The sequence below is a fragment of the Nonomuraea sp. NPDC005692 genome (assembly GCF_040631115.1).
GTDB lineage: Bacteria > Actinomycetota > Actinomycetes > Streptosporangiales > Streptosporangiaceae > Nonomuraea.
The window spans coordinates 89,652-105,283 of sequence record NZ_JBEXYU010000014.1 but is presented as its reverse complement, the minus strand read 5'-3'; the positions used below and the strand labels follow the sequence as shown (position 1 = coordinate 105,283).

Sequence of the window (15,632 nt, the reverse complement as noted above, 5' to 3'; positions counted from 1 at the left end):
CACCCAGCATAGTGGGTTGATAATGTGAACCCATGACAGTTCACATTCAGGACTCACCCGCCGGCGCGTACCGCCGGGCCGGCGAGGCGCACGACGCCCAGGCGCTCAAGGCCACCCTCGCCGACGGCGTGGTGTTCCACTCGCCACTGAGCTACCGGGCCAGATTCGAGGGCCTGACACAGGTGGGAGCGCTGTTCGAAGCCGTCTTCGACGTCCTGTCGGACCTGCGCTACCAGAGCGACATCGGCGACGGCCGCACCCGCATGCTCACGGCGACCGCCCGGGTGGGCCGCCAGCCGCTGAACGAGGTCGCCCAGCTCGAACTGGACGACGACGGCCTGGTCCGGGAGATCACCATGTGGATCAGGCCGCTGCCGGGCCTGACCGCGCTGATGGCCGCTCTGGGCCCCCGCATCGCCAGGGACAAGGGCAAGCCGGGCCTTCCGCTGCTGGTGGGGGCGGCCTCGGCACCGCTGGCCGCGATGACCAGGTTCGGCGACAGGACGCTGGTGCCGCTCCTCGCCTGACACGGCTGCGGACGTCGCTCCGAAGAGAGAGCAGTGCTCTTGACACGGGATACCCCGTCACGAGAGCATTGCTCTCACAACAGAGCAACGCCCTCAGCCAGGAGTTACCTCATGACCTCCCCCCGCCTCACCTCCGCCGCCTTCGCCCTCGGCGGCGTGCTGCTGTTCGTCTACCCGGTGGTACGGCCGTCCGGCGACGACGCCGCCGCCATGGCCTCGACCGCGTGGGTCACCGGCCATCTGGCCGCGATGCTCGGGTTCGTGCTGCTCGGGCTGGGCACGCTCGGGCTGCACCAGGTGCTCGGCGACCGCCTGTCGCTGCGCGCGGCCGCGGTGACCTGGGCCGGCGCCGGCCTGACGCTCCCCTACTACGGGGCCGAGGACTTCGGCCTGCACGTGATCGCGCAACGTTCCCTGCGCGACGGCGCGCCCGCGCTGATGGAACTGGCCGAGCGGTTCCGCTTCGACCCGCTCGCGGTCACCATGTTCGCCGCCGGGCTGGCGCTGCTGGGCGCCGGCGCGGTGATGGCGGCCGTGGCCGTGTGGCGTTCGGGAATCCTGCCCAAGGGGGCCGGGACGGCGCTCGCGCTGGGTCTGGCGCTGTTCATCCCGCAGTTCTTCGGCCCGTACCCGGTGCGGATCGCGCACGGGGCGCTCATCATGATCGGCGGGTTGTGGCTGGCGACGAGCCTGCTCAGAGCCCCGCGAGCGGCTGCCGCGGCCTGAGGGCGCGGCCCCGGTGGGAGCGGGCTCGAATAACCGAGGCCCCAAGCGCGATTGGATCACCCCGCGGGTGGGAATCCCATCACGGTACCAAGCGTTAGACACCGTGGGAGACAGACCCCCCACGTATGGGGGCCCTGTAGGAGGCATTTAGACATGGGCGAGCGCGCGCTTCGTGGCACCCGGCTCGGGGCAACCAGCTACGAGAACGACCGTAACACGGATCTGGCCCCACGCCAGGAGGTGTCCTACACCTGTCCTAAGGGCCATCGCTTCGAGGTTCCGCTTGCCGCCGAGGCCGAGATCCCCGCGACCTGGGAGTGCCGCATGTGCGGCGTGACCGCGGTGCGGGTCGACGGTGAGCAGCCGGAGTCGAAGAAGACCAAGCCCCCACGGACTCATTGGGACATGCTGCTGGAGCGGCGGTCCATCGAGGACCTGGAAGAGGTACTCAACGAGAGACTCGCGGTCTTGCGCGCCCAACGGCGCAAGAGCGCCTGACCACACGGTGGAAACCCCCGGGCGACGCCCGGGGGTTTTGCTGTGCCCGGCCCCCGCTACCAGCGGTTACGCGCCTCCTCGGCCCAGCCGGTGAGGCCGTCGAGGTCCACCCACGCGCCGTCGTCGTCCTGGACGCGGCCGGAGAAGTGGCCGAAGCACTGGTGGGTCTCGCTGGCCACCACGCCCAGCTGGGTATGGGCCACCTTCTCGTGGAACGGCCGGAACTCCACCTCGACCCGGGCACCGGTGATCCGCCAGGGGCGCAGCCAGTCGCCGCGGTCGTAGGTCCACTCCAGCTCGTCACCGATCTTGTGCAGCCGGCCGCCGGTGAACAGGGCGTTCTCGGTGACGCCGGTGCCGTCGGTCCACTTGCCGCCGAGCTGGACGGACCGGCCGGGCCCGCTGCCGGCCGCCCAGTTCCAGGTGACCGCGTACGGCCACTTCCCCCGGCCGTGGTCGAGCACCGCGAAGGAGTCCGCGGGGTCGATCGCGAACTCGTCCGGGCCGAGGCGCAGCCGTCCGCGTGCCGGGCGGCCGACGTCCTTGACCGTGTACTGGAACCGGTTCGGCCCCCAGGGGACCACGACGCCGAGCGACTCGTGGCCCTCCGGCAGCGGCACCTCCAGGTCGATCCGCACGCCGGGGGCGGCGGCGCGGATGACGGTGGCGGCCGGGTCCTGGCGGATGTCGATCGCCAGCCCGCCGCCGCGCACGGACACCGTGCCGGCGCCGCTGCGGTCGGGGAAGACGGCGCCGCGGGCCAGCGGCACGACGACGTCCTTGGCGTACTCCGCGCCGGTGGCCCGGTCGAGCACGTAGACGCCGTGCACGCCGGCGTAGTCCAGCGAGGAGGCCACCAGGCCGATGATGTGGGAGGGGGTGACGACGCCCCAGTACTCCCAGCGCTTGCGCCGTCCCCAGCCGCGCAGGTTGGCCCGGTGCAGCGGCGTGCGGGTCCAGCCGACCGCGGCCGGGTCGAGCCGCCCGCCGGGCAGGCACAGGTCGGCGGGGGCGGTGAGCTCCCGTTCATGGGTGGTCATGGAAGGCGAGCCTCCTCGTGACGGAGCGGATGAGGTCGGCGGGCAGCTTCAGCTCGGCCCGGTCGTAGGTGAGCAGGCCGTTCAGCTCGTCCTCGACGTCGGAGAGCTGGGTGTAGACGGTGGCGCTCAGGCCCTGGCGGATGGCCGGGACGATCTGCTCCTCGTGCAGCCGGACGAACGCCGCGCCCAGCTCGTCGGCGGTGCGGTAACGCCGGTAGCCGAACTCCTTCTCGCCCCAGGTGTGGCCCTCGACGGCCAGGCTGTAGCCACCGTACTCGGTCAGGGCCAGGACGCGGCCGTCCGGGCGGGGCGGGCGGAAGCGGCGGAAGTAGACGTGCAGGCTGAGCAGGTCGCCCGCGCGCTGGTCGTGCCAGCCGCTGGCGTGGTCGATCGTGCGGGTGGGGTCGAGCCGGGCCAGCTCGTCGGCGATCCGCGCGGCGTCGAACTGGCCCCAGCCCTCGTTGAACGGCACCCAGACCGCCAGGCCGACCACGTTGCGCAGGTGCTCGACGGTCTCGCGCAGCTCGGCCTCGAACGCGGCCCGCCCCGCGGCGTCGGCCCGTCCGAAGCGGTGGTGGCGGCGGTCGTCCAGGCGCAGCGGCAGCAGCGCGGGGGTGGTGATGACCAGCGGCCGGTAGGTCTCGCCGCCGTTGACCAGGTCCTGCCAGACGAGCATGCCGAGCCGGTCGCAGTGGTGGTACCAGCGCAGCGGCTCGATCTTGATGTGCTTGCGCAGCATGGTGAAGCCGAGCTGCTTCATCATGACGATGTCGTCGACCATGGCCTCGTCCGAGGGCGGCGTGTAGAGGCCGTCGGGCCAGTAGCCCTGGTCGAGGATCCCGGCGTGGAAGTACGGCCGGCCGTTCAGCAGCAGCCGGGGCACGCCGTCGGCATCGGGGCCGACGGAGAAGGAGCGCATGCCGACGTAGCCGCGGACGCGGTCCTCGCCGAGCGAGACGGTCACGTCGTACAGGAAGGGGTCCTCGGGGGTCCACGGGCGCGCGCCGGGCAGCGGGACGCGCACCGGCCGCCCGGCGGGGACGGTGGCGCGGGCCGCCACCTGCCCGGCGGCGAGGATCTCGACCTCGGCCTCGCCGTCCGCGGCGTGCACGGTCACCTCGACGCACTCCTCGGCGAGCACGGGCGTCAGCGTGAGCCGTTCCACATGCAGGCCGGGCACGCGCTCGGCCCAGACGGTCTGCCAGATGCCCGACTGGGCGGTGTACCAGATGCCGCCGCGGCGCAGCCGCTGCTTGCCGCGCGACTGCCAGCCGGTGTCGCTGTCGTCCCGGACGGCCACGTCGAGGGTGTTGGCGCCCTCGGTCAGCGCGTCGGTGACGTCGAAGGAGAACGGCAGGTAGCCGCCGCTGTGGCCGCCGACCTCGACGTCGTTGACCCACACCCGGCAGGTCTGGTCGACGGCGCCGAAGTGCAGGATCACCCGCCCGCCGGCGGGCCCGGCGGGCGGCTCGAAGGAGCGGCGGTACCACAGCGTCTCCCCCGGCAGCAGCTGCCGGCCGACGCCGGACAGCGGCGCCTCCGGCGAGTACGGCACGAGGATGTCGCCGTCGTACGCCCCGGGCCGCGAGCCGTCGTTGATCGCGTACCGCCAGCGGCCGTTGAGGTTGACGTAGCTGTCGCGGACGAGCTGGGGGCGGGGGTACTCCGGCAGCGGGATGGAGTCGCCGGTCACGAGAGCCACACTGCCGTGTCGGCGGGCAGGGCGCCGCCGTCCAGGGGGGCGCTGGCCAGCAGGACGTCGTGGTGCGGGGGCAGCGGCACCGCGTCCGGGCCGAAGTTGACCATGAGCGTGAAGCCGGGCTCGCGGGCGAGGGCCAGCACGCCGGGCGGGGCGTCGAGCCAGGTCAGGTCGCCGTCGCCGAGCGCGGGGTGCTCGCGGCGCAGGGCGATGGCGGCGCGGTGGAGGTTGAGCGTGGAGCCGGGGTCGTCCCGCTGGGCGGCGACGGTGAGGTGCGCCCAGTCGGCCGGCTGGGGCAGCCAGGTGCCCCCCGGGCCGAACCCGTACGGCTCGGACGTGCCGGACCAGGGCAGCGGCACGCGGCAGCCGTCCCTGCCGATGAAGGCGCGGCCGGTGCGCTCGAACATCGGGTCCTGCCGCGCCTGCGCCGGCATGTCGAGGTGTTCGGGCAGGCCGAGCTCGTCGCCCTGGTAGAGGTAGGCGGCGCCGGGCAGGGCGAGCAGCAGCAACGTCGCGGCGCGGGCGCGCCTGAGGCCGAGCTCGCGGTCGACGGCGACCCGGCCGAGCAGCACGTCGGCGGTGGGGGCGCGGACGAGGTCCTGGTCGATGCCGAACCTGGTCGCCATCCGCGGCACGTCGTGGTTGCCCAGCACCCAGGGGATCGACCCGCCCGTCTCGCGGGCCAGCCGGTGCGACTCCTCGATCACCGCGCGGAACTCCCCGGCCGACCACGGCAGGGGCATCAGGCGGAAGTTGAACAGCTGGGCCAGGCCGTCGCCGGTGAGGTAGGGCCGGGCCTGGGCGGGGTCGGCGAACCAGATCTCGGCCACCGTGCCGCGCGGCCCGGGGTAGGCGGCCAGGATCTTGCGCCAGGACCGGTACAGCTCCAGCAGCTCGGGCTGGTGCTCGTACGGCACCGCCGACCGGCCGGGCGCCAGCGGGGCGCCTTGGCTGCCGGGGACGACGTCCGGCAGGCCGTCCTCCTTGAACAGCATGGCGGCCACGTCGATGCGGAACCCGGACACGCCGCGGTCCAGCCAGAACCGCAGCACGTCCGCGAACATGGCGGTGACGCCGGGGTGCCGCCAGTTCCAGTCGGGCTGGGCGGAGTCGAACAGGTGCAGGTACCACTGACCGTCGGGGGTCTGGGTCCAGGCGGGGCCGCCGAACATGGACTGCCAGTTGTTGGGCTCGTCGCGGAAGACGAACCACTCGCGCTCGGGGCTGCCGGGGCCGGCCGCCAGCGCCTGCTGGAAGCGCGGGTGTGCGGAGGAGCAGTGGTTGGGCACGATGTCGACGATGACCTTGATGTCCCGGGCGGTGGCCGCGGCCACGTAGGCGTCGAAGTCGGCCAGCGTGCCGTAGCGGGGGTCCACGTCGGTGTAGTCGGCGACGTCGTAGCCGCCGTCGGCCAGCGGCGAGGGGTAGAAGGGGCTCAGCCAGACGGCGTCCACGCCCAGATCGGCCAGGTGGTCCAGGCGGGCCAGCGCGCCGGGCAGGTCGCCCTGGCCGTCGCCGTCGGCGTCGGCGAAGCTGCGGGGGTAGATCTGGTAGACGACGGCGTCGCGCCACCAGGCGTCGCCGTCGAAGGCTCCGGATCCGTCGGACACTGCTCTATCAGACACTGCTTTATCGGACACTGCTTTATCGGACACTGCGGATTCTCCAGATGAGGCAGGCGCCGAGCGCGGCGAAGGCCGCCGCGACGGCGTACATGAGCGGGTAGCCGCCCGCGGAGGTGACCAGGGGCGCGGCGATGACCGGCCCGAACGTGCTGGAGGCGGAGTTGGCCAGGCTGACGATCCCCAGGTCCTTGCCGCGGTCGGCGTCGGCGGGCAGGAGCTGGGTGACCATGGCCTGGTCCACGGCGGCGAACATGCCGTAGCCCGCGCCGAGCAGGACGCTGGCGGCGATCGCGGCGGGCCAGCTGGTCAGGAGGGTCAGCACGAGCCCGGAGGCGGCCATGGTGAGGCCGCCGACGAAGACGGCCGTCCGCCGGTTGCCGAACCGGTCCGACAACCAGCCCGCGACCAGGGTGGGCGCGACGCTGCTCAGCGTGAAGACCGCGACCAGCACCACGACGCCCTGCTCGACGGTGGAGCCGGGGAAGAGCGCCTCGTAGCCGACACCGTCGCGCAGGTAGTACTGCAGGTAGCCGATCGCCATGGCGAGGGTGAGGGTGATCAGGAAGCGGCTCAGCCAGGCCCAGGCGAAGTCGGGGTGCTTGCGCGGGCTCACCTTGAAGCTGCGCAGCATCGAGCGCAGCCCGAACGGCGGCAGGTCGACCGGCGCGCTCGCGGGCTCCTTGGTGAACAGGCTGAACGGCAGCACCAGCAGCAGCACCAGCACGGCCATCGCGACGAACCCGGCCTGCGAGCCGGTCGCCACGACGGTGACCACGACGCCGCCCAGCAGCGGCCCGGCGAGCTGGCCCACGCCCGCCAGCGCCGAGGCCTTGCCCCGCTGGCTGATCGGCACCTGGTCGGGCACGGTGGCGATGGCGGTGGCGAGGGCGGCGGTGAAGGCGAGCTGGGCGACCGCCCAGCCGACGACCAGCCCGGCCAGGGAGTCCTGACGGGACAGGAAGACCAGGGACGCGGCGCAGACCAGCGCGCCGCCCGCGATCCAGGGACGGCGCCGGCCCATCCGGGCGCGGGTGCGGTCGGACAGGGCTCCGAACAGCGGGTTGGCCACGATCGTGCAGACGGCGGCGACGGCGAACACCACCGCCAGCGACGCCTCCTTGTGCTGCGGATCGATGCGCGCCACGTGGGAGGGGAGCAGGATCTGGTTTCCGACGGTCATCGCCATGATGACCCCCATCTGGGCCAGCGCCAGCAGGGACATCCAGCCCGCGGACACCCGTCTGTCAGGCGCGAGGCGCGTTTCGGCCATGCAGGTCCTCCCTGGGGGGAACGTGAGAGGATGTCACGTTAGAACATGACAGGTCGTTATGTTAAGACTTGTTCGTGGAGAACCCCGGCATCCGGCGCCGACCGGTCCAGAGGCGCAGCATCGACAGGGTCGAACGCATCCTCGACGCCTGCGCCCGCCTGCTGGACGAGGTCGGTCTGGACGCCCTCACGATCTCCGACGTCGCCAGGAGCGCCGGCGTGCCCTCCGGCACGATCTACCAGTTCTTCGACGGCAAGCCGGGCATGCTGCGCGAGCTGGCGCTGCGCAACCTGGAGGTCCTGCTGGCCCGGCTGCGCGCCAGGGTCGCCGAGGAGCCGCCGCTGACCTGGCCGCGGGCGGCGGAGCTGGTGCTGGCCGAGACGGTGGAGATGCGCCGGAGCGTGCCGGGCTTCACCGTGGTCGACTTCGCCGACACCCGGCCGGGCGGGCCGTCGTTCCTGCCCGCCGGGCGGGTGCGGGAGAGCGGGGACGTGCTGGCCGAGCGGCTCTACCACTTCGCGCTGGAGGAGGCGGGGCTGCCGGCGCTGCCGGATCCGTACCGGGTGATGCGGCTGGCGATCCAGTCCACGGCGGCGGTGCTGTACCTGACGTTCTCCGCGACGCCGCAGGGTGATCCGGCCATGATCGAGCAAGGACGCAGGCTGCTGCGGGCCTACTTCGTGGACGTGGCCTCAGAAACATTCCGGTAACAAGGATTGACCGTTCAAAACCGGACGAACTACCGTCTTCCACATTCTATAGAAAGCAGAATGCAGGAGGCGGTGCATGGACGCGACGGCACGCGCGGCGATCGTCACCGACGTCGCGGGAGCGGTGAAGGTGCGCGAGTACGGCCTGCCGCAGCCCGGTCCGGGGCAGTTCGTCCTGGAGGTCGAGCTGTGCGGCATGTGCGGCACGGACGCCCACATCTACCGGGGGCGGCTGGCCAGCGTGCGTTTCCCCGCGCTGCTCGGGCACGAGATCGTCGGCCGGCTGGCCGCGCTCGGCGACGGCGTCGCGACCGACCACGCGGGCCGGCCGGTGGCCGTCGGCGACCGGGTCGGCGTCTTCCCGTCGCTGAGCTGCGGCCGGTGCTTCGAGTGCCAGGTGCGCCGCAGGCCGGGAAGCTGCCCGGACCGGCGGCCGTCCTACGGGTTCGCCTCCCCCGCCGACCGGCCGCCGTACCTGACCGGCGGCTTCGCCACCCACCTGTACGCCTCGAACGCGGGAACGGTGTTCTACCGGACCGATCTGCCCGCCGAGGTCGCCGTGCTGCAGGAGCCGCTGTCGGTGGCCCTGCACGGTGTAGAACGTTCCGCGATCCGGATCGGCTCCACCGTCGTGGTCCAGGGGGTCGGCGCCATCGGCCTGATGGCCGTGGTCGCCGCCCGCGCGGCCGGAGCGGCCAAGGTGGTCGCCGTCGGCGCGCCGGGCGCCCGCCTGGAACTGGCCGCGCTTCTCGGCGCGGACACCGTCGTCGACCTCGGCGAAGGACCCGCCGGGCGCCGCCGGGCGGTGTTCGACGCGCTGGGACGCGCGGGCGCCGACGCCGTCATCGGCACCGCGGGCTCGCCCGAGGCGTTCACCGAGGCGCTCGGCCTGGTCGCCGACGGCGGCGTGCTGGCCGAGCTGGGCAATTTCACCGATCGCGGCACCGTCCCCTTCAATCCCTACAGCGACCTGCTGAAGCGGGACCTCACGATCGCCGGCGTCTACGGCGCCGGCCCCGACATGCAGCGCCGCTACCACCAGGCGCTGACGATCCTGGAACGCGGCGGCAGCCCCTTCGAGCGCGTGGTCAGCCACCGCGTGCCGCTCGGCCGGGTCCGCGAGGCGCTCGAGGCCCTGGGCTCGGGCCATCCGCTGGACGGCCGGGACGTCGTCAAGCTCGCCGTCGACCCCTCCGCCTGAAATCCCCCATTCCCCTCCGGGAGGACACCAGTGTTGAACAACACCCGGCTCGTCACGGCCGCGGCCGTGCTCGCGCTCAGCGTCGCCGCCTGCGGCTCGCCGTCGCAGGAGGTCGCGGCCGACGGCGGCGGCCTCGGCACGGCGCAGGCCCCGGTGTCGATCCGCGTGATCGCCAACGACGCGTTCGCCAAGCAGTGGCAGGACAAGCTCGTGCCGGAGTTCGCCAAGAAGTATCCCGGCATCAAGGTCACCGTGGACGGCGTCCCCTACAACGACCAGCTCCCCAAGACGATGCTGGAGCTGACCGGCACCACCGCCACCTACGACGTGGTGCTCGCCGACGACCCCTGGCTGCCGCAGCTCGCCAAGACCGGCGCCCTGTACGACCTCAAGGGCCCCGAGCTGGCCAAGTGGAACGACCCCGGCTACGACTGGGCCGACTTCAACCCCTCGCCGCTGGCCGCCGGGGAGTGGGAGGGCAAGCAGTACGCCGTGCCCGTGCGCTCCAACCTGCTGCTGATGTTCTACAACAAGTCGCTGTACAAGAAGGCCGGCGTGGCCGAGCCGACCGCGCGGACGACCTGGGAGCAGTACTTCAAGGACGCCCCCAAGCTGGTCCAGGACACCGACGGCGACGGCAGGACCGACTCCTGGGCCGTGGGCACGTACTTCACCAAGGACCCGCTCACCCCCACCGTGTGGCAGACCGTGCTCAACTCCGACGGCGGCAAGATCCTGGACGGCACGAAGGTCGCCTTCGGCGGCCCCGCGGGCGTCAAGGCTCTGCAGACGCAGGTGGACCTGCTCAGGTACGCGCCGCCCGGGGCGAGCACGTACCAGTTCAACGAGCCGCTGGAGGCCTTCAGGCAGGGCAAGACGGCCACCATGTTCATGTGGGGCAGCGTCTACAAGGGCACCGCCGTGGACAAGGAGACCACCACCCTGACCCCCGAGCAGGTGGGCATCACCACCCTGCCCGCCGGATCGACGGCGCCGGGCGCCCACCGCGGCATCTGGACGGCGGGCATCTCCAAGAAGTCCACGCACCCGGCCGCCGCCTGGACCTGGCTGCAGTGGGTGACCTCCAAGGCGGGCGAGCAGTTCACCGGCAAGGCGTTCGGCACCTTCCCCGCCCGTGACTCCAGCCTCGACGGCACGCCGCCGGCCGAGTGGGCCGGCCCGGTCTACAAGGCGCTCAAGGACGGCTACGAGGTCGTCTCCAAGGGCGAGATGTGGCGGCCCAGGCTGCCCGAGTCCGACGCCGTGCAGCAGATCCTGGCGCTGCAGACGAGCCGGGCCATGTCCGGGCAGGCCACCGCGCAGCAGGCGATCGACCAGGCCGCCAAGGAGATCGGCGACCTGCTGAAGTCCAAGGGCTACAACCAGTGAGGCGTGCCCGACTGGGAGAGCCGGGCACGGCCTGGCTCTTCCTGGCCCCCGCCCTGCTGCTGCTGGCGGGCATGCTGCTCTACCCGATCCTCTACACGGCCTGGGTGAGCGTGTCCGACTTCGACCTGGCCTCCTTCCAGCCGTCGGGATGGGTCGGCCGGCGCCACTACGAGGCCGTGCTGCGCGATCCGGGCTTCCTGGACTCGCTCAGGGTCACCGGCGTCTACCTGCTGATCGCGCTGCCGTTGCAGATGGTGCTCGGGTTCGCCATCGCGTTCCTGCTCAACGTCGCCTGGCGGGGGCGGGGCGTGCTGCGCGCCCTGTTCCTCATCCCGATGGTGGTGGCCCCGGTGGTCGCCGGCGGCGTGTGGCGGATGTTGCTCGACCCGCTGTGGGGCGTGGTCAACTACGCCCTCGGCCTGGTCGGCGTCGGGCCCGTCGAGTGGATCGGCGACCCGACGCTGGCCATGGTCAGCCTGATCGTCATCGACACCTGGCGCTGGACGCCGTTCGTGGTGCTCATCGCCTCGGCCGGGATCATGGCGCTGCCCGGCGACGTGTACGAGGCCGCCCGCTCCGACGGCGCCGGCCGCTGGGCGATCCTGCGGCGCATCACGCTGCCGCTGCTGGTGCCGGTGATGGCCGCCGCGTTCGTGGTGCGCTGGCTGGGCGCGGTCAAGATGTTCGACATCGCGCTGGCCGCCACCAGGGGCGGGCCGGGCAACTCGACCAACGTCATCAACCTCTACATCTACGAGAAGGGGTTCAGGAGCCTGGAGTTCGGCTCGGCCTCCTCGATGGCGACGATCGTCCTGGTCCTGACGATGCTGATCACTTTTGTCCTGTTCCGCGTGACCCGGCGTCTGGAGAACCGATGGTGAGACGGTACGCGGCCGTCACCGGGGCCGTCCTGGTGACGCTGGTCTTCCTGTTCCCCGTGCTCTACATGGTCTCGATCTCGTTCAAGCTGCCCAGGGACATCTTCACGGTGCCGCCGCGGTGGCTGAGCGAGTTCACCCTCGACAACTACGTCAGCTACTTCCAGCAGGCGCGCATCCTGCCCCGCATGGTCAACACGGTCATCGTGGCGGCGGGCGCCTCGGCCATCTCCATGGTCGCCGGCTCGATGGCCGGGTACGCGCTGTCGCGGCTGCGGATGCGCGGCGCCGGCGTGGTGGGCGGGCTGATCCTGGCCTCGCGCGCGGTGCCGCCGATCGCGCTGGTGGTGCCGCTGTTCCTGGTGGCCAGGAAGCTGGGGCTGACCGACCAGTACATCACCGTGATCCTGGCGTACGTGACCTTCCTGGTGCCGTACGTGGTGTGGCTGATGCGGGCGTTCTTCCGCGGGCTGCCCAAGGAGCTGGAGGAGGCGGCGATGATCGACGGCTGCTCGCGGTTCGGGGCGTTCTTCCGGATCATCGTGCCGACGAGCCTGACCGGGCTGGTCTCGACGTTGATCTTCTGCATCATCCTGGCCTGGGAGGAGCTGCTGTTCGCGCTGATCCTCACCAACGACCGGGCGGTCACCATCCCCGTCGCCATCGCCGGGATCTCGGCCGACACCGAGAAGGGCGGGATGTGGGGGCCGCTGGCCGCGGTCGGCGTGCTGACCGTGCTGCCCGTGGTGGTCTTCGCGCTGCTGGTGCAGAAGTACCTGATCAAGGGTCTCGCGGACGGCGCGACCAAGGGGTGAGGAGCCGATGAGGATCACAGACGTCCGCGCGCGGGTCATCGAGCTGCCCTATCCCCGGCCGTTCGTGCCGTCGTGGGCCCCGGAGGGCGCGCACCGGGCGATGTCGGCGGTCATCGTCGAGGTCGAGACCGACGAGGGCATCGTCGGGGTGTCCGGCGGCGACATGGGCCACGGCACCGGGCCGATGCTGCTGGAGGCGATCCGCGGCTGGATCCGTCCGCAGCTCGTCGGCCTGGACGCCTTCGACACCACGCACGTCGCCAACCGGCTGCGCTACGTGGCCGAGTACGTCTTCCCCCGGCCGTGGGTCGTCGGCGTCGCCGTGTGGGACGCCGTGGGCAAGGCCTGCGGGCAGCCGCTGTACAAGCTCTGGGGCGGGCACTCGGGAGCTGTCCGCGCGTACGCGAGCTTCGGCGAGCTCCGCGACCCGCGGCAGCGGGCCGAGGACGCCCTGGCCGCCGTCGAACGGGGTTTCCAGGGGATCAAGCTGCGGGTGCACGCGGCCACCGTCGCCGAGGACGTGCGGCAGGTCGCCGCCGTGCGCGAGGCGGTCGGCCCCGACGTGGCGATCATGGTGGACGCCAACCAGGCGGCCGCCCGCTGGCGCTACTCCCCCGATGGCACCCGCCTGATCTGGGACTTCGAGCGCGCCCTCACCACCGCCAGGGAGCTGGCCGGGCTCGGCGTGGCGTGGCTGGAGGAGCCGCTGCCCCGGCACGACTACCGCGCCCTGTGCGAGCTGACCGCGGCCTCGCCGATCCCGATCGCGGGCTGCGAGCACAACCGGGGCATCGGCCAGCTCGTGCGCATGCTGGAGGATGGTTGCTTCGACATCTTTCAGCCCGACGCGAACGAGAGCGAGGAGATCGGCGCGCTGCGCGACTTCGGCGCCATGGCCGCCGCCCGGCAGCGCAAGGTCATCCCGCACGCCTGGGCCACCGGGCTCGGCGTGGCGGGCAACCTGCAACTTTGCGCCTCGCTGCCGAACTGCGACTGGCTGGAGTACCCCTACGATCCGCCGGTGATCGTCCCGGAGGTGTTCCACGCCATGCTGACCGAACCGCTGCTGCCCGACTCCCGCGGTCTCGTCGCTGTTCCGACGGAGCCCGGAATCGGTGTAGAGCTGGACCACGCGGCGATCGAGCCGCTCACCGTCCAGCGGGTCTGAAGGGCTCCTCAACCATGGCCGAATCGCGTTCCCCCTTCCGCACCAAGGCGGATCTTGCGGCGGAGCACATCAAACATCTGATCATGAGCGGCGAGGCGCCTCCCGGCACGAAGATCACCACCAGGGTGGTGGCCGAGGCCGTGGGCATCAGCGAGACGCCCGTGCGCGAGGCGATCAAGCAGCTCTGCTCGGAGGACTGGCTGGTCGAGCGCCCGCACGTCGGCGCCGTCGTCGCCGAGCTCACGGTGGCCAACGTGCGCGAGCTCTACAGCGTCCGGGCCGCGCTCACCGCGCTGGCGCTGGAGCTGGGCGGCGTGCCGCTGGAGGGCGCGCGGCTGGCCGAGGTCGACGCGGTGCTCGCCGAGTGCGAGACCGCCGTCGCCCGCGAGGACGTCGCCGCCTTCGCCCGCCTCAACCGGCGCTTCCACTCCCTGCTGTGCGACACCGAGCACAGCAAGCTCACCCACCGCATGCTGCAGAGCCTGTGGGCCCGCACGGAGACCGCCCAGCGCGGCTTCCGCCTGGTGCCCTGGCGGCTGCCCAAGTCGCACGCCGAGCACATCGCCATCAGGAACGCCCTGGTCGCGGGCGACATCCCGCTGGCGGGCAGGCTGCAGCACGCGCACGAGATGGCCGCCATGAAGGCCCTCATCGAAGGAATCCAGGAGACACATGGCTGACACCCGAAGGGCTCTCGTCGGAGCCGCATGGCAGGAGGCCGACCAGACCTTCACCGTCCGCTCCCCCGCCACCGGCGAGCCGCTGGCGCAGGTCGCCGACTGCGGCCCCGAGCTGGCCACGCAGGCCGTCGACGCGGCCGCGGCGGCGCTGCCCGGCTGGCGGGCCATGCCCGCGCACGAGCGCGCCGGCCTCATGCGGGCCGCCGCCGGCGAGCTGACCGCGCGGGCGGACCGGATCGCCGCGATCATGACGGCCGAGCAGGGCAAGCCGCTCGCCGAGGCCACCGGCGAGGTGCTCTCGGGCGCCGACCACCTGCTGTGGGCCGCCGAGGAGACCCGCCGCCTGTACGGCGAGACCGTGCCCGGCGCGCACGAGGGCAACCGCATCTGGCTGCTGCCCGAGCCGGTCGGCGTGGTCGCGGGCATCACCCCGTGGAACTTCCCGGTCTCGATGATCACCCGCAAGCTCGGCCCGGCGCTGGCCGCCGGCTGCACGGTCGTGCTCAAGCCGGCCGAGCAGACCCCGCTGTCGGCGATCGCGGTGGCCGAGGCGTTCGTCGCGGCCGGGCTGCCGCCGGGTGTGTTCAACCTGGTCACCACGTCCCGGCCGGCCGAATTCGGCCAGGCGGTGATGACCGACCCGCGGGTGCGCAAGGTGTCCTTCACCGGCTCCACCGAGGTCGGCCGCGAGCTGATCAGGCAGAGCGCCCACGACGTCAAGCGGCTCAGCGTCGAGCTGGGCGGGCACGCGCCCGTGCTGGTCTTCCCCGACGCCGACCCGGTCGCCGCCGCCCGCGCGGTGGCCCGCAGCAAGTTCCTCAACGCCGGGCAGGCCTGCACCTCGCCCAACCGCATCTTCGTCCACTCCTCGCTGGCCGCCGCCTTCACCGGCGAGCTGGTGCGGCAGGCGCGGGCGGCCGAGCTGGGCCCGCTCATCGACGAGGCGGCCGTGGCCAAGGTGAGCAGGCACGTCGAGGACGCCGTCGCGAAGGGCGCGGCCGTCCTGACCGGCGGGCGGCGTCCCGAGGGGGCGGGCACGTACTACCCGGCGACCGTGCTGGGCGGGGTGAGCGAGGACATGCTGGTCTGCCGCGAGGAGACGTTCGGGCCGGTCGCGCCGGTGCTGGCGTTCGACGACTGCGACGAGGTCGTCGAACGCGCCAACGCCACCCCGTACGGGCTGACCGCCTACGTGTGGACCAACGACCTGACCAGGACCCTGCGGGTGGCCGAGGAGCTGCAGTTCGGCATGGTCACCGTCAACGGCGGCCCGCTGGCGCCGCCGCAGGCGCCGTTCGGCGGGGTCAAGAGCAGCGGCTACGGGCGCGAGGGCGGCCACCACGGGGTGGCCGACTACCTGGAGTACAAGTACCTCAGCGTGGGGCTGGGACGATGACGGAGAGCAC

General features: G+C 72.2%; 15 protein-coding genes. 11 read left to right on the top strand and 4 right to left on the bottom strand.

Going from position 1 to position 15,632, the window contains the following annotated elements; genetic code table 11:
* Nucleotides 1-32 precede the first annotated feature (32 nt).
* The 3 genes from ABZ459_RS27275 to ABZ459_RS27265 all read left to right on the top strand — a co-directional run bounded on the left by ABZ459_RS27275 (nt 33) and on the right by ABZ459_RS27265 (nt 1,751).
* The gene (locus ABZ459_RS27275; RefSeq protein ID WP_357975721.1) at nt 33-527 is read left to right on the top strand and encodes a nuclear transport factor 2 family protein; all 495 of its coding nucleotides are present in this window, start codon (nt 33-35) and stop codon (nt 525-527) included.
* Between the two features lie 111 nt (nt 528-638).
* Nucleotides 639-1,253 (top strand): hypothetical protein, encoded by a 615-nt coding sequence (locus ABZ459_RS27270; RefSeq protein ID WP_357975719.1) that lies wholly within the window; start codon nt 639-641, stop codon nt 1,251-1,253.
* Between the two features lie 153 nt (nt 1,254-1,406).
* Nucleotides 1,407-1,751 (top strand): RNA polymerase-binding protein RbpA, encoded by a 345-nt coding sequence (locus ABZ459_RS27265; protein ID WP_125637410.1) that lies wholly within the window; start codon nt 1,407-1,409, stop codon nt 1,749-1,751.
* Nucleotides 1,752-1,807: 56 nt separating this feature from the next.
* Here ABZ459_RS27265 and ABZ459_RS27260 read toward each other — a convergent pair whose 3' ends face one another.
* From ABZ459_RS27260 to ABZ459_RS27245, 4 genes are read right to left on the bottom strand one after another with little or no spacing between them, the layout of a single operon-like run.
* A complete protein-coding gene (locus ABZ459_RS27260) occupies nt 1,808-2,791 on the bottom strand; it encodes a DUF2804 domain-containing protein (protein WP_357975716.1) in 984 nt (327 codons plus the stop codon).
* A complete protein-coding gene (locus ABZ459_RS27255; protein ID WP_357975713.1) occupies nt 2,778-4,484 on the bottom strand; it encodes a sugar-binding domain-containing protein in 1,707 nt (568 codons plus the stop codon). The genes ABZ459_RS27260 and ABZ459_RS27255 overlap by 14 nt, the downstream gene beginning before the upstream one ends.
* Nucleotides 4,481-6,100 carry a glycoside hydrolase family 13 protein gene (locus tag ABZ459_RS27250; RefSeq protein WP_357975710.1) on the bottom strand — a complete coding sequence of 540 codons (1,620 nt, stop codon included), beginning with the start codon at nt 6,098-6,100 and terminating at the stop codon, nt 4,481-4,483. The genes ABZ459_RS27255 and ABZ459_RS27250 overlap by 4 nt, the downstream gene beginning before the upstream one ends.
* 34 nt (nt 6,101-6,134) lie before the next feature.
* On the bottom strand, nt 6,135-7,385 hold the full coding sequence (locus ABZ459_RS27245; protein WP_357975707.1) for an MFS transporter: 1,251 nt from the start codon (nt 7,383-7,385) through the stop codon (nt 6,135-6,137).
* A 74-nt stretch (nt 7,386-7,459) separates the two neighbouring features.
* Here ABZ459_RS27245 and ABZ459_RS27240 point away from each other — a divergent pair, with 74 nt between their 5' ends.
* The 8 genes from ABZ459_RS27240 to ABZ459_RS27205 all read left to right on the top strand — a co-directional run bounded on the left by ABZ459_RS27240 (nt 7,460) and on the right by ABZ459_RS27205 (nt 15,622).
* On the top strand, nt 7,460-8,095 hold the full coding sequence (locus ABZ459_RS27240; protein WP_352324949.1) for a TetR/AcrR family transcriptional regulator: 636 nt from the start codon (nt 7,460-7,462) through the stop codon (nt 8,093-8,095).
* Between the two features lie 76 nt (nt 8,096-8,171).
* Nucleotides 8,172-9,296, top strand: coding sequence for a zinc-binding dehydrogenase (locus ABZ459_RS27235; RefSeq protein WP_357975704.1), 1,125 nt, complete (start codon nt 8,172-8,174; stop codon nt 9,294-9,296).
* A 30-nt stretch (nt 9,297-9,326) separates the two neighbouring features.
* Entirely contained in the window at nt 9,327-10,685 is a 1,359-nt protein-coding gene (locus ABZ459_RS27230) for a sugar ABC transporter substrate-binding protein (RefSeq protein WP_357975701.1), read from the top strand.
* Nucleotides 10,682-11,566 carry a sugar ABC transporter permease gene (locus ABZ459_RS27225; RefSeq protein WP_357975698.1) on the top strand — a complete coding sequence of 295 codons (885 nt, stop codon included), beginning with the start codon at nt 10,682-10,684 and terminating at the stop codon, nt 11,564-11,566. Before ABZ459_RS27230 ends, ABZ459_RS27225 begins: the two co-directional genes overlap by 4 nt.
* Nucleotides 11,560-12,378 (top strand): carbohydrate ABC transporter permease, encoded by an 819-nt coding sequence (locus ABZ459_RS27220; protein WP_357975695.1) that lies wholly within the window; start codon nt 11,560-11,562, stop codon nt 12,376-12,378. The genes ABZ459_RS27225 and ABZ459_RS27220 overlap by 7 nt, the downstream gene beginning before the upstream one ends.
* Before the next feature lie 7 nt (nt 12,379-12,385).
* Nucleotides 12,386-13,546, top strand: a complete 1,161-nt coding sequence (locus ABZ459_RS27215) for a mandelate racemase/muconate lactonizing enzyme family protein (RefSeq protein WP_357975692.1) — start codon at nt 12,386-12,388, stop codon at nt 13,544-13,546.
* A gap of 14 nt (nt 13,547-13,560) precedes the next feature.
* A complete protein-coding gene (locus ABZ459_RS27210) occupies nt 13,561-14,226 on the top strand; it encodes a GntR family transcriptional regulator (RefSeq protein ID WP_357791147.1) in 666 nt (221 codons plus the stop codon).
* Entirely contained in the window at nt 14,219-15,622 is a 1,404-nt protein-coding gene (locus ABZ459_RS27205; protein WP_357975689.1) for an NAD-dependent succinate-semialdehyde dehydrogenase, read from the top strand. Before ABZ459_RS27210 ends, ABZ459_RS27205 begins: the two co-directional genes overlap by 8 nt.
* Nucleotides 15,623-15,632: the final 10 nt, after the last annotated feature.